The following is a 12,775-nucleotide window of genomic DNA, read 5'->3' as shown; positions in this document are numbered from 1 at the left end:
GGCATCGGTCGCTAGCGCCTGCGCGTGCTGATCGTCGGCGATTCGTCGGCGGCCGGCGTCGGTGCACCCACGCAGGGCCAGGCGCTGGCCGGCCGGCTCAGCGAGGCCTTGTCGCAGCGCCTCGGCGGCGCGGTCGTGTGGCAGCTGGTCGCGCACACCGGCGACACCACGCGCGACGCGCTGATCGCGCTGGAGAGCGCCGCGCTGCACCCGGCCGACGTGATGGTCACCGCGCTCGGCGTCAACGACGTGATCTCGCAGGTGCCGGTGCGGCGCTGGCTGGCCCAGCTCGACGAGCTCGACCGCGTGGCCGTCCAGCGTGCCGGCGTGCGCCACATCGTGCACAGCGGCGTGCCGCCGATCCACTCGTTCCCGCTGCTGCCGAACCCGCTGCGCTGGGTGCTCGGGCGCGATGCGCGGCGCTTCAACCGGGCGCTGGCCGCGTGGATCAAGCGCTGGCCGGACCGCTGGTGGCTGCCGGTGCCGTTCGAGAACGAGCGGGTGTCCGACAGCATCCTGATGGCCGAAGACGGCTTCCATCCCGGCCCGGCGGTGTATGCGCTGTGGGCCGAACAACTGGCCGGCATGATCGCGACCGAGCTCGCGCCGCGCCTGCCTGCCACCACCCCCACGCGGAGACACACCCCACCATGAGCACCGAGCGCCAGACCCTGAAGGGCAAGACCTTGTTCATCACCGGCGCGTCGCGCGGCATCGGCCTCGCGATCGCCAAGCGTGCCGCGGCCGACGGCGCGCGCATCGTGATCGCCGCCAAGACGACCGAGAGCAACCCGAAGCTGCCGGGCACGATCCATTCGGCGGCGGCCGAGATCGAGGCCGCCGGCGGGCAGGCGCTGCCGGTGCAGACCGACATCCGCGACGAGGCGAGCGTGCTGGCCGCCGTCGAGCAGGCGGTGGCGCGCTTCGGCGGCATCGACATCCTCGTCAACAACGCGAGCGCGATCAGCCTGACGCCGACGACCGCGACGCCGATGAAGCGCTTCGACCTGATGTTCGGCGTCAACGTGCGCGGCACCTACCTGGTCACGCAGGCCTGCCTGCCGCACCTGGCGAAGGCCGCGCAGGCGGGGCGCAATGCGCACGTGCTGAACATGTCGCCGCCGCTGTCGATGCGCGAGCGCTGGTTCAGCCCGCACGTCGCCTACACAATGGCCAAGTACGGCATGAGCGAATGCACGCTCGGGCATGCGGGCGAGTTCCGGCCGCTGGGCATCGGCGTCAACAGCCTGTGGCCGCGCACCGCGATCGCGACGGCCGCGCTGCAGATGATCCCGGGCGTCGACATCGCGCGCTGCCGCACGCCGCAGATCCTGGCCGATGCGGCGTACCTGGTGCTGACCAGCGATGCGCGGCAGACGACGGGGAATTTCTTCATCGACGACGAGCTGCTGGCGCGGCATGGCGTCACCGACCTCGAGCCGTACAGCGTGACGCCGGGGACGACGGAGTTCGTGCCGGACTTCTTCGTCGACTGAGGAAACCCCGTTCAGGCTGAGCTTGTCGAAGCCTGGGTGGCTTGCGAGCAGGCCCTTCGACAGGCTCAGGGCGAACGGGTTGGGGGGTGATCAACATGTACCCAGCCGGTCCCACGCCATGCGCGCCGCCGCCAGGTCCCACGCCGCGCTGCCGACGCTCTTGAACAGCACCGGCGCATCGCCCGCGCCGGCGAGCTCCGCGGCCTGCGCCAGCCCGCGCACCCGGGACCAGTCCACACCGGCCTGGATCAGGTCGCCGGCCTCTTCCTTCGCGCCGTCCAGGTCGTCGACGACCAGCGCCGCCCGCCGCACCAGCGCAGCCGGCAGCTCGCACATCGCCGGCGTGAACGCGCCGACCGCGAACACGCGCGTGCCCGGGCGCAGCGCATCGGGGATCACCGGCGAGCGGCTCGTGGTCGCGGTGACGATCAAGCCGCAGTGGCCGATCTCGGCGCCGATGTCGTCGACGGGATGTGCCTTGACACCTCGCGCCGCCAGCGTCGCCACCAGGCCCTCGGCCGATGCGCGCGAACGCGCCGCGACGCCGATCCAGGCCGGCGCCAGCACCGCCGCGAAGGCCAGCCCATGCGCCAGCGCCTGCGCACCGGCACCGACGATCAGCAAACGCTCACCCGCCGGCACCTGCAGCGCCAGCGCCGCCGCCAGCGACACCGCCGCGGTGCGCCGTGCCGTCAGCGTGACGCCATCGAACATCGCGAGGCGCTCGCCGGTCGCGCGGTCCATCAGCAGCACCTCGCCCTGCACGCGCTCGCGCCCGAGCGCCGGGTTGCCGTGGTTCACCGTCACCAGCTTGACGCTGGCGTAGTGGTCGTCGCTGGCCGGCATCAGCAGCAGCCTGTCGTCGCCTGACAGCGCGAAGCTGCTGCGCAGTGGCGCCTGCAGCCGGCCTTCATCGCGCTCGATGGCGGCGCGCAGGACCGCATCGGCCAGCGGCCGCCACGGCAGCAGCGCGGCCGTCTGCTCCGCGTCGATCAGGCGCATGGCCCCGCTTCCCCGCTCAGTCCCGGGGAATCACCCGCGGCTGCCCGTCGCGGTCGATCGCGACATAGGTCAGGTTCGCCTCGGTGACCTTCACGACCTTCAGGTCGGCCGGGTTGCGCTCGGCATAGACCTCGACATGCACCGTGATCGACGTGCGCCCGATGCGCTCGACACGGGCGTAGAAGCTCAGCAGGTCGCCGATCGACACCGCCTGCTTGAACACGAACTCGTTGACGGCGACCGTCACGACGCGGCCCTTCGCGATGCGCGCCGGCAGCACCGAGCCGGCGAGGTCGACCTGGGCCATGATCCAGCCGCCGAAGATGTCGCCGTTGCTGTTCGAGTCGGCCGGCATCGGCATCACGCGCAGCACCAGATCGAGGTCTTTCGGCAACGTGACCGCCAAGGCGGGGTCGTGCTGCGGCTGGCTTGTATTCATACTCGGCGCCTTCACCTGGGTTCAACCCCGCGATTCTTCCACGATGCGATCCCTCTCGACCCCCTTGCCACCCCCCGATGCCGTGACGCCTGCCGCACCGCGCTCCGATGCGGCCACGCTGCGCAAGCTGCTGCCCTACCTGTGGCGCTACCGCTGGCGCGTGTCGATCGCGCTCGGCTTCATGGTGGCCGCCAAGCTGGCCAACGTCGGCGTGCCGCTGCTGCTGAAGCAGCTGGTCGACAGCCTGTCGATCAAGCCCGGCGACCTCCAGGCGGTGCTGGTCGTGCCGATCGGGCTGCTGGCGGCCTACGGGCTGCTGCGGTTGTCGACCTCGCTGTTCACCGAGCTGCGCGAGCTGATCTTCGCGAAGGCCACCGAGGGCACGGCGCGCAGCATCTCGCTCAACGTGTTCCGCCACCTGCATGCGCTGAGCCTGCGCTTCCACCTCGAGCGCCAGACCGGCGGCATGACGCGCGACATCGAGCGCGGCACGCGCGCGGTGCATTCGCTGATCTCGTACTCGCTCTACAGCATCGTGCCCACGCTGGTCGAGATGGTGCTCGTGCTGACGCTGCTGGCGGTGAAATTCGATGCGTGGTTCGCGTGGATCACGCTGGCGGCGCTGGTGGTGTACATCAGCTTCACGGTCGTCTTCACGAACTGGCGCACGCAGTTCCGCAAGCAGATGAACGAGCTCGATTCGACCGCGCATTCGCGTGCGATCGATTCGCTGCTGAACTACGAGACCGTCAAGTACTTCAACAACGAGGGTTTCGAGGCCCGCCGCTACGACGAGAGCCTGGAGCGGCTGCGCCGTGTCGCGCTGAAGTCGCAGGCCACGCTGTCGATGCTGAACACCGGCCAGCAGCTGATCATCGCGGCCGGCCTGGTCGCGATGCTGTGGCGCGCGACGCAGGGCGTGGTGGCCGGCCACATGACGCTCGGCGACCTGGTGATGATCAACGCCTTCATGATCCAGCTCTACATCCCGCTGAACTTCCTCGGCGTGATCTACCGCGAGATCAAGCAGAGCCTGACCGACCTCGACAAGATGTTCGCGCTGCTCGAGCGCGAGCGCGAGATCGCCGACACGCCGGGCGCTTTGCCGCTGCAGGTGACGCACGGGCAGCTGCGCTTCGACCATGTCGATTTCTCGTACGAGCCGGACCGGCAGATCCTGCACGACGTGAGCTTCGAGATCCCGGCCGGCAAGACGGTGGCGGTGGTGGGCCCGTCGGGTTCGGGCAAGAGCACGCTCGCGCGGCTGCTGTACCGCTTCTACGACGTGCAGGGCGGCGTGATCACGATCGACGACCAGGACCTGCGCTCCGTCACGCAGGGCAGCGTGCGCCAGAACATCGGCATCGTCCCGCAGGACACGGTGCTGTTCAACGACAGCGTCGCCTACAACATCGCCTACGGCCGGCCCGGCGCCAGTGCCGCCGAGGTCGAGGCGGCCGCCAAGGCGGCCCGCATCCACGACTTCATCGTCTCGACGCCCAAGGGCTACGAGACGACGGTCGGCGAGCGCGGGCTGAAGCTGAGCGGCGGCGAGAAGCAGCGTGTGGCGATCGCGCGCACGCTGCTGAAGGATCCGCCGATCATGATCTTCGACGAGGCCACCTCGGCGCTCGATTCGGCCAACGAGCGCGCGATCCAGGCCGAGCTGCAGGGCGTCGCGCGCAACAAGACGGCGCTGGTCATCGCGCACCGGCTGTCCACCGTCGTCGATGCGCACCAGATCCTCGTGATGGAGCAGGGCCGCATCGTCGAACGCGGCACGCATGCRCAATTGTTGGCGTTCGACGGCCGCTACGCCGACATGTGGCGGCTGCAGCAAAGCGCTGCATCCGACGCGCTGGCCTGATGCGCTGTAGGACTGCCGGGAAGGTTCCAGCCCGTTTCGTGAAAAACGAGCGTGAACTCCCGGTCAATTGTGAACAATCGTTACGAGCACGACGAGCACACATCTTGTTGCACTTCTAGAGTCGCGGCACCGATTCACACWGAGGACGGATGCGATGACTGCTCACAAGATTTCCAACGCGGTTCTGTTGTCCCTGCTGGCTGTCGCCGGCGCGATCTCGATGCCCGCGCGGGCGGCGCCCGACGCGGTGGCCCATGCCAGCCTGCGCCTGCCCGACGCCAAGGTCGTGTGGATCGACAACGAGAGCTTTGCCTTCGACACCTGCTCGGCCGCCGGCAGCGAGCACGTCGCCGCGGTGATGGGCGCGCTGCGCGAGCGGCTGATGAACGACCTGGGGCCGATGATGCTGAACAACGGCGTGACGCCGGCGAGCCAGCAGTTCGTCACGCTGACGCCGGTGAGCGGCGGGCAGAACTGCAACACGCTGGCCAGCCGCGTGGTGTTCCGCGTGGCCGGTGCCAGCGCCAGTTCGGGCGGCGCGTGGAATGCCGACATCGTCGCGCAGACCGCCGGCCCGACGGCCGACTCGCGCCAGGCGTCGACCCAGCTGGTGAACGACCTGGTGCACGAACTGGACATCACGCTGAGCAAGCGCTGAACCGGCGCTGAACCGGGCGCTGAACACGCGGCCCTACACTCCCGGCCGTGGAAACCAAGTGGCTTGAAGATTTCGTCAGCCTGGCCGAGACGCGGAGCTTTTCGCGCTCGGCGCAGATGCGCCATGTGACGCAGCCGGCGTTCTCGCGCCGCATCCAGGCGCTCGAGGCCTGGGCCGGGCTGGACCTGGTCGACCGCTCGTCGTACCCGACCCGCCTGACGCCGGCCGGCGAGACCTTCCATGCGCAGGCGCTGGACATCCTCGGCGCGCTGCAGACCACGCGCAACATGATGCGCGGCCACCAGGTCGCCGCGCAGGACATGATCGAGTTCGCGGTGCCGCACTCGCTCGCGTTCACCTTCTTCCCGCATTGGGTGATGGACCTGCGCAAGCGCTTCGGGGCCTTGAAGAGCCGCCTGATCGCGCTCAACGTGCACGATGCCGTGATGCAGCTGACGGAGGGCAGCTGCGACCTGCTGATCGCCTACCACCACCCGTCGCAGCCGCTGCAGCTCAGCCCCGAGCGCTACGAGATGCTGAGCCTCGGCCACGAGACGCTGGCCGTGTACGCGAAGGCCGATGCGAAGGGCGAGCCGCTGTTCCGCCTGCCCGGCGCGCCCGGCGAGCGCGTGCCCTTCCTCAGCTACGGCGCCGGGGCCTACCTGGGGCGGCTGGTCGAGCAGATCGTCAAGCTCTCGCCGGCACCGCTCAACCTCGACCCGATCTACGAGACCGACATGGCCGAGGGCCTGAAGGCGATGGCGCTCGAAGGGCACGGCCTCGCCTTCCTGCCGGTGAGCTCGGTGAAGAAGGAGCTGAAGAGCCGGCGCCTGGTGCGGGCGGCCGCGCCCGGCCTGCTCGAGCTGACGATGGAAGTGCGCATGTACCGCGAGCTGCCCGACCTCTCGCGCCAGGGCGGCAAGCCCGGCGCGCGAGCGCTCTGGAACTTCCTGAAGCCGGCGGGCTGAAACACCCGACGCCAGAGGGTTTTCCCTCGCGCCGCATGCATTCGATGCATGGCTTTCCCGCCAATCCGCATTGGCTTTCCGACAGGCAGGCGAATACAGTCCGCGCCCATCGCCACCCGAACGCCAACTTGTCCCCATGTGCCGCCGCCCCGGTGCCCGCGCCATCGATCCCACGCCGCCATGCAGGCACACTGGCGTTCCGCCGTGTGTCGAACACACCGCTCCAGTGGCATGAAGGTTGCGAGACTCCACCCATGAAGTACGTGCACGGCAAGCGCCGCTTTTCCGCTCTCCTGGCCGCGTCGATGCTCGTGCTGGCCACGCTCGCCGCCCTGACCGCCGCGCTGCCGGCGCAGGCCGCGCCGCCGGCCGCCGCGCTGCCCACCGGGCCGGTGCTCGACCGCATCCGCCAGACCGGCAAGATCCTGGTCGCGCACCGTGAATCCTCGGTGCCGTTCTCGTACCTCGATGCCGAAAAGAAGCCGATGGGCTACGCGGTCGACCTGTGCCTGAAGCTGGCCGAGGCGGTGCGCAAGCGGCTCGAGATGAAGGCCCTCGCGCCGGAGTTCGTGCTCGTCACCGCCGGCAACCGCATCCAGATGGTCGTCGACGGCAAGGCCGACCTGGAGTGCGGTTCCACCACCAACAACGCCGAGCGCCGCCAGAAGGTGGCCTTCACGATCCCGCACTACATCACCGGTGCGCGCTACATGGTGCTGGCCGACAGCCCGATCGCCGAGCTGCCGATGTTCGAGGGCAAGAAGCTCGTGTCGACCAAGGGCACGACGCCGCTGAAGGAGGTGGACCGCGCGAACCGCGAACGCCTGCTGCGCATCACCATCGTCGAGGCGCCCGAGCATGCCAAGGCCATGCAGATGGTGCTGGCCGGCGAGGTCGACGGCTTCGTGATGGACGACGTGCTGCTGTACGGCCTGATCGCGTCGAGTGCCGATCCGGGCAAGCTGAAGGTGGTGGGCAAGTTCCTGACCATCGAGCCGCTCGCGATCATGATGCGCAAGGACGACCCCGAGTTCAAGAAGATCTGCGACGAGGAGATGAAGCGCCTGATCCTCAGCCGCGAGGCCTATGCGATCTACGATCACTGGTTCAACAAGCCGATCCCGCCGAAGAACCTGCCGCTGAACCTGCCGATGAACTACCTGCTGCGGGACTTCTGGAAGTACCCGTCGGACCAGGTGCCGGGGTGATGTTGCAGCCGTTGTCGAAAGAAGCATCCGGTCTACGTGGAACTGCGTAGCTCCCGACTCCCTAGAATTTCGTTGTTGTCGTGGGTGGGGTACTCGCCCCCCTCTTTTCCACCCTGAAGGAGATCGTATGAAGAAGGCATGGCTGAGCGTTGCCGTCCTGTTGGCCGTCGCGGGCGTTGCCCAGGCGCAGCAGAGCGACACGCTGAAGAAGATCAAGGACAGCGGCACCGTCACGATGGGCGTGCGCGAATCGTCGGGCGCCCTGGCCTACACGCTGGGCGACGGCAAGTACGCCGGCTTCCACTACGACGTCTGCCAGAAGGTGCTGGCCGACGTCCAGAAGCAGCTGGGCCTGGCCAAGCTGGACATCAAGTACCAGCCGGTCACGTCGCAGAACCGCATTCCGCTGGTGCAGAACGGCACCGTCGACATCGAGTGCGGCTCGACCACCAACAACGCCACCCGCCAGAAGGACGTCGCCTTCGCCTTCACCACCTACGTGGAAGAAGTGCGCATCGCGGTGAAGGCCAACTCGGGCATCACGGCGATCGGCCAGCTGGCCGGCAAGACGGTGGCCACCACCACCGGCACGACCTCGGTGCAGACGCTGCGCAAGCACGAGCGCGCCACCGGCGTCGACTTCAAGGAAGTGTTCGGCAAGGACCACGCCGACAGCTTCCTGCTGCTGGAATYGGGCCGCGCCGATGCCTTCGTGATGGACGGCCAGATCCTCGCCGGCAACATCTCGCGCGCGAAGAACCCGGCCGATTTCAAGATCGTCGGCGAAGTGCTGAGCGTCGAGCCGATCGCGATCATGCTGCGCAAGGACGACCCGGCCTTCAAGAAGGCGGTCGACGACAGCATCGTGGCGCAGATCAAGTCGGGCGACCTGGCGAAGACCTACGACAAGTGGTTCAACCAGCCGATCCCGCCGAGCAACACCAAGGTCGGCCTGCCGCTGTCGGAYGCCACCAAGGCCGYCTGGGCGACCCCGAACGACAAGCCGATGGAAGACTACGCCAAGAAGTAAGGCGGGTTCTTGCGATGGACCGGGACTGAGGTAAGCCCTGACGCCGCTGGGCGCGACACTTGCTTACAGTCCCCCCAGCGCGGCGCCGGGTGACCCGCGTCGCGCTTTTTCTTGGGGCAGCGCAGTCGTCGTGCGCCCCTCACAAGAATTGGAGCAATGCCTTGGGCAATTGGGACTGGCAGGTATTCCTGCAGGACACGGGGGGAGGGCAGACCTACCTTCAGTGGATGTTGTCGGCTTGGGGGTGGACCCTGTCGGTGGCCTTGCTGGCGCTGATCGTCTCGCTCGTGTTGGGTTCGTTGGTCGGCATCCTGCGCACGTTGCCGAACAAGGTGCTCGCCTACCTCGGTGAAACCTGGGTCGAGCTGTTCCGCAACGTTCCTCTGCTGGTCCAGCTCTTCATCTGGTACCACGTCATTCCGACGATGTTCTTGAGCCTGCGAGCCGTTCCGAGCTTCGTGCTGGTGGTGTTCGCGCTCGGATTCTTCACCTCCGCGCGCATTGCCGAGCAGGTGAAGGCCGGCATCAACGCATTGCCGAAGGGGCAGCGCTATGCAGGCCTCGCGATGGGCCTCACGCTGCCACAGACCTACCGCTATGTGCTGCTGCCGATGGCGTTTCGCATCATCGTGCCGCCACTGACCAGCGAGTCGATGAACATCATCAAGAACTCGTCGGTGGCGTTTGCCGTCAGCATCACCGAGCTGACGATGTTCGCGATGCAGGCCCAGGAAGAGACTTCGCGCGGGATCGAGATCTATCTCGCCGTGACGGGCTTGTACTTCGTGTCGGCCTTTTCCATCAACCGTCTGGCCCTGTTCCTGGAAAACAAGGTCCGGGTCCCCGGCATGATGGGGAGCGGGAAATGAATCTGAATCTCGACTACTCGTTCCTGAGCTGGGGTGTCGTCTCGGCCTTTTTCACCAAGGGGCTGATCTTTTCGGTCCAGTTGACGCTGGTCGCGATGATCGGTGGCATCGTCCTGGGCACGCTCATCGCGCTGATGCGGCTGTCGGGCAAGAAGTGGCTGGTGATGCCGGCGGCGTTCTACGTGAACACGCTGCGCTCGATCCCGCTGGTGATGGTGATCCTGTGGTTCTTCCTGCTGATCCCGCTGCTGATTGGACGCGCGCTCGGCACCGAGCTGTCGGCCATCATCACCTTCACGGTGTTCGAGGCCGCTTACTACTCCGAGATCATGCGTGCAGGCATCCAGAGCGTGGCGCGCGGGCAGGTGTACGCCGGCTACGCGGTCGGCATGACCTACCGCCAGACCATGCAGCTGATCGTGCTGCCGCAGGCCTTCCGCAACATGCTGCCGGTGCTGCTGACGCAGACCATCATCCTGTTCCAGGACACCTCGCTGGTCTATGCGATCGGTGCCTACGACCTGCTGAAGGGCTTCGAGGTCGCGGGCAAGAACTTCAACCGCCCGGTCGAGACCTACCTCGCCGTCGCCGTCGTCTACTTCGTGATCTGCTTCTCCCTGTCGATGCTGGTGCGTCGCCTGCAGAAGAAGATCGCCATCATCCGCTGAACCCCCGGGGGGATTTCCCATGATCAAGATCAACAACGTTTCCAAGTGGTACGGCAGCTTCCAGGTGCTGACCGACTGCACGACCAGCATCGCCAAGGGCGAGGTCGTCGTGGTGTGCGGTCCGTCGGGCTCGGGCAAGTCGACGCTGATCAAGACGGTCAACGCGCTGGAGCCGATCCAGAAGGGCGACATCGTCGTCGACGGCATCTCGATCTCCGACCCGAAGACCAACCTGCCGAAGCTGCGCAGCCGCGTCGGCATGGTGTTCCAGCACTTCGAGCTGTTCCCGCACCTCACCGTCACCGAGAACCTGACGCTCGCGCAGATCAAGGTGCTGAACCGCAAGCCTGACGAGGCCAAGGTGCGCGGCATGAAGATGCTCGACCGCGTCGGCCTCAGCGCGCACAAGGACAAGTTCCCGGGCCAGCTGTCGGGCGGCCAGCAGCAGCGCGTGGCGATCGCCCGCGCGCTCAGCATGGACCCGATCGTGATGCTGTTCGACGAACCCACCTCGGCGCTCGACCCCGAGATGGTCGGCGAGGTGCTCGACGTGATGGTGCAGCTCGCCAACGAAGGCATGACGATGATGTGCGTCACGCACGAGATGGGCTTCGCGAAGAAGGTCAGCAACCGCGTGATCTTCATGGACGCCGGCAAGATCGTCGAGGACTGCACCAAGGACAGCTTCTTCGGCAAGCCCGAGGAGCGCACCCCGCGCGCGAAGGACTTCCTGTCGAAGATCCTCCAGCACTGAGTCCGGGCTACAGGTCCTGGTGCAGGCAGAGGATGTTGCCTTCCGGGTCCTCGAACCACGCCGCCTTCTCGGAGCCGAGCACGCAGACGTGGTCGGTGGTCTTCAGCCCGGGCAGGTCGTAGTCCGCGAACTGCACGCCGCGCCCCGACAGCTCGGCGACCGCCGTCCCGATCTCATCGACGCGGAAGCTCAGCGCCGTGTGCTGCGCCATCGTGCCTTCGGGTTTCGGGAACAGCGCGATCTCGGTGCCGCCGCAGCGGTAGACGAACTTGCCATCCGGCTTGCCGCCCAGTGCCTCCAGCCCCAGGACGGTCTCGTAGAACCGGCGTGCCCTGGCCATGTCCTTGACCGGCAGGATGCAGGTGGCGTGCGTGCTCGGGAACGGGGTGTTCATCGCGATCTCCTCGAGCGCCCTTGCAGGGAAGGGCGGCACGACCTAGTCTAGGCGTCCGCGCAGCAGGGCAATGAGAAAATCGCCCGATGACCGAATCCCTGACCCTCACCCGCCCCGACGACTGGCACCTGCACCTGCGCGACGGCGCCGCGCTCGCCGCGGTGCTGCCCGACACCGCGCGCCAGTTCGCGCGCGCGATCGTGATGCCCAACCTGCGCCCGCCGGTCACCACCGCCGCGCAGGCCGTCGCCTACCGCGAACGCATCCTGGCGGCGCTGCCCGAAGGGGCGGCCTTCGAGCCGCTGATGACGCTGTACCTCACCGACATCCTGCCGCCCGACGAGATCAAGCGGGCCAGGGAGGTCGGCGTCGTCGCCGTCAAGCTCTACCCGGCCGGTGCCACCACCAACAGCGACGCCGGCGTGACCGACCTGCGCAAGACGTACAAGACGCTCGAAGCGATGCAACGCGAAGGCCTGCTGCTGCTGGTGCACGGCGAGGTCACCGACCCGGCGGTCGACGTGTTCGACCGCGAGGCCGTCTTCATCGACACCGTGATGCAGCCGCTGCGCCGCGACTTCCCGGAACTGAAGGTGGTGTTCGAGCACATCACCACGCGCGAGGCGGCGCAGTACGTGGCGCAGGCCGATGTGCACACCGCCGCCACCGTCACCGCGCACCACCTGCTGTACAACCGCAACGCGATCTTCCAGGGCGGGCTGCGGCCGCACTATTACTGCCTGCCGGTGCTCAAGCGCGAAGTGCACCGCCAGGCGCTGGTGCAGGCGGCCACCTCGGGCAGCGCGAAGTTCTTCCTCGGCACCGACAGCGCGCCGCATGCGTCGCAGATGAAGGAGCAATCGGTGTGCGGCGCAGGCTGCTACACCGCGCTGTCGGCGCTGGAGCTGTATGCCGAGGCCTTCGAGGCCGCGGGGGCGCTCGACAAGCTGGAGGCCTTCGCCAGCTTCAACGGGCCGGCCTTCTACGGCCTGCCGCGCAATACGCAGCGCGTGACGCTGCGCCGCGAAAGCTGGACACTCCCCGAGTCCCTGCCGTTCGGCGAGGCCCGTCTGAAGCCGCTGCGCGGCGGCGAGACGCTGAACTGGAAACTGGAGACCGCATGACCCTGCTCGACAAGCCCGCCCGCATCGCGCTGCTGATCGATGCCGACAACTCGCCGGCCAGCAAGATCGACGTGATCCTGGCCGAGCTGGCCAAGGTCGGCGTCGCGAACATCCGGCGCGCCTACGGCAACTGGAAGAAGGACGGGCTGAAGGGCTGGGAGGCGGTGCTGCACGAGTACGCGATCCGCCCGGTGCAGCAGTTCGACTACAGCAAGGGCAAGAACGCCACCGACATGGGCATGGTCATCGAGGCGATGGACCTGCTCTACACCGACCAGCCCGATGCGTTCGGCATCGT

At 67.5% G+C, this 12,775-nt stretch carries 15 protein-coding genes; 12 read left to right on the top strand and 3 right to left on the bottom strand.

The genetic code is table 11. From position 1 onward, the window contains the following. The first annotated feature begins 24 nt into the window (after positions 1-24). Together AC1D01_RS07190 and AC1D01_RS07185 are read left to right on the top strand one after the other, a co-directional pair. A complete protein-coding gene (locus tag AC1D01_RS07190) occupies positions 25-654 on the top strand; it encodes an SGNH/GDSL hydrolase family protein (RefSeq protein WP_477865376.1) in 630 nt (209 codons plus the stop codon). Continuing rightward, positions 651-1,496, top strand: a complete 846-nt coding sequence (locus tag AC1D01_RS07185) for an SDR family oxidoreductase (RefSeq protein ID WP_477865375.1) — start codon at positions 651-653, stop codon at positions 1,494-1,496. Before AC1D01_RS07190 ends, AC1D01_RS07185 begins: the two co-directional genes overlap by 4 nt. A 90-nt stretch (positions 1,497-1,586) precedes the next feature. Here the strand turns inward: AC1D01_RS07185 and AC1D01_RS07180 are convergent, their stop codons facing one another. Together AC1D01_RS07180 and AC1D01_RS07175 are read right to left on the bottom strand one after the other, a co-directional pair. Continuing rightward, positions 1,587-2,498, bottom strand: coding sequence for a delta(1)-pyrroline-2-carboxylate reductase family protein (locus AC1D01_RS07180; RefSeq protein ID WP_477865374.1), 912 nt, complete (start codon positions 2,496-2,498; stop codon positions 1,587-1,589). Between the two features lie 16 nt (positions 2,499-2,514). Continuing rightward, complete coding sequence (locus tag AC1D01_RS07175) at positions 2,515-2,937, bottom strand: acyl-CoA thioesterase (RefSeq protein WP_047500334.1); 423 nt, start codon at positions 2,935-2,937, stop codon at positions 2,515-2,517. 43 nt (positions 2,938-2,980) lie between these two features. Between AC1D01_RS07175 and AC1D01_RS07170 the strand changes: the two genes are divergently transcribed. The 8 genes from AC1D01_RS07170 (at position 2,981) to AC1D01_RS07135 (ending at position 10,959) form a co-directional block, all read left to right on the top strand. After that, positions 2,981-4,804 (top strand): ABCB family ABC transporter ATP-binding protein/permease, encoded by a 1,824-nt coding sequence (locus AC1D01_RS07170; RefSeq protein ID WP_477865373.1) that lies wholly within the window; start codon positions 2,981-2,983, stop codon positions 4,802-4,804. A 187-nt stretch (positions 4,805-4,991) separates the two neighbouring features. Further along, positions 4,992-5,462, top strand: a complete 471-nt coding sequence (locus tag AC1D01_RS07165; RefSeq protein ID WP_477865372.1) for a hypothetical protein — start codon at positions 4,992-4,994, stop codon at positions 5,460-5,462. 47 nt (positions 5,463-5,509) lie between these two features. Next, positions 5,510-6,430 carry a LysR substrate-binding domain-containing protein gene (locus AC1D01_RS07160; RefSeq protein ID WP_477865371.1) on the top strand — a complete coding sequence of 307 codons (921 nt, stop codon included), beginning with the start codon at positions 5,510-5,512 and terminating at the stop codon, positions 6,428-6,430. A gap of 254 nt (positions 6,431-6,684) precedes the next feature. After that, entirely contained in the window at positions 6,685-7,638 is a 954-nt protein-coding gene (locus AC1D01_RS07155) for an amino acid ABC transporter substrate-binding protein (protein WP_477865370.1), read from the top strand. A 127-nt stretch (positions 7,639-7,765) separates the two neighbouring features. Then, positions 7,766-8,668, top strand: coding sequence for a transporter substrate-binding domain-containing protein (locus AC1D01_RS07150; RefSeq protein ID WP_477865369.1), 903 nt, complete (start codon positions 7,766-7,768; stop codon positions 8,666-8,668). 161 nt (positions 8,669-8,829) lie between these two features. After that, positions 8,830-9,537 carry an amino acid ABC transporter permease gene (locus AC1D01_RS07145; RefSeq protein WP_477865368.1) on the top strand — a complete coding sequence of 236 codons (708 nt, stop codon included), beginning with the start codon at positions 8,830-8,832 and terminating at the stop codon, positions 9,535-9,537. After that, positions 9,534-10,205 (top strand): amino acid ABC transporter permease, encoded by a 672-nt coding sequence (locus tag AC1D01_RS07140; protein WP_477865367.1) that lies wholly within the window; start codon positions 9,534-9,536, stop codon positions 10,203-10,205. Before AC1D01_RS07145 ends, AC1D01_RS07140 begins: the two co-directional genes overlap by 4 nt. Positions 10,206-10,224: 19 nt before the next feature. Beyond that, positions 10,225-10,959: an amino acid ABC transporter ATP-binding protein gene (locus AC1D01_RS07135; protein WP_477865366.1), complete on the top strand. Its 735-nt coding sequence runs from the start codon at positions 10,225-10,227 to the stop codon at positions 10,957-10,959. A 7-nt stretch (positions 10,960-10,966) separates the two neighbouring features. Here the strand turns inward: AC1D01_RS07135 and AC1D01_RS07130 are convergent, their stop codons facing one another. Then, the gene (locus AC1D01_RS07130) at positions 10,967-11,353 is read right to left on the bottom strand and encodes a VOC family protein (RefSeq protein WP_477865365.1); all 387 of its coding nucleotides are present in this window, start codon (positions 11,351-11,353) and stop codon (positions 10,967-10,969) included. 86 nt (positions 11,354-11,439) lie between these two features. Between AC1D01_RS07130 and pyrC the strand changes: the two genes are divergently transcribed. Further along, positions 11,440-12,477, top strand: a complete 1,038-nt coding sequence (gene pyrC, locus AC1D01_RS07125; protein ID WP_477865364.1) for a dihydroorotase — start codon at positions 11,440-11,442, stop codon at positions 12,475-12,477. Continuing rightward, a partial coding sequence (locus tag AC1D01_RS07120; protein ID WP_477865363.1) for an NYN domain-containing protein occupies positions 12,474-12,775 on the top strand: 302 nt, incomplete at its 3' end. The genes pyrC and AC1D01_RS07120, both read left to right, overlap by 4 nt.

Source organism: Rhizobacter sp. P3_B12, from assembly GCF_056402895.1.
The sequence above is the reverse complement of the archived record's forward strand: the minus strand, read 5'-3'. Positions and strand labels throughout refer to the sequence as shown.

Bases quoted from the DNA above. Each gene is read 5' to 3' on its own strand.
- AC1D01_RS07135 (WP_477865366.1), top strand. From the start codon at position 10,225: ATGATCAAGATCAACAACGTTTCCAAGTGGTACGGCAGCTTCCAGGTG.
- pyrC (WP_477865364.1), top strand. From the start codon at position 11,440: ATGACCGAATCCCTGACCCTCACCCGCCCCGACGACTGGCACCTGCAC.
- AC1D01_RS07175 (WP_047500334.1), bottom strand. From the start codon at position 2,937: ATGAATACAAGCCAGCCGCAGCACGACCCCGCCTTGGCGGTCACGTTG.
- AC1D01_RS07155 (WP_477865370.1), top strand. From the start codon at position 6,685: ATGAAGTACGTGCACGGCAAGCGCCGCTTTTCCGCTCTCCTGGCCGCG.
- AC1D01_RS07180 (WP_477865374.1), bottom strand. From the start codon at position 2,498: ATGCGCCTGATCGACGCGGAGCAGACGGCCGCGCTGCTGCCGTGGCGG.
- AC1D01_RS07140 (WP_477865367.1), top strand. From the start codon at position 9,534: ATGAATCTGAATCTCGACTACTCGTTCCTGAGCTGGGGTGTCGTCTCG.
- AC1D01_RS07185 (WP_477865375.1), top strand. From the start codon at position 651: ATGAGCACCGAGCGCCAGACCCTGAAGGGCAAGACCTTGTTCATCACC.
- AC1D01_RS07130 (WP_477865365.1), bottom strand. From the start codon at position 11,353: ATGAACACCCCGTTCCCGAGCACGCACGCCACCTGCATCCTGCCGGTC.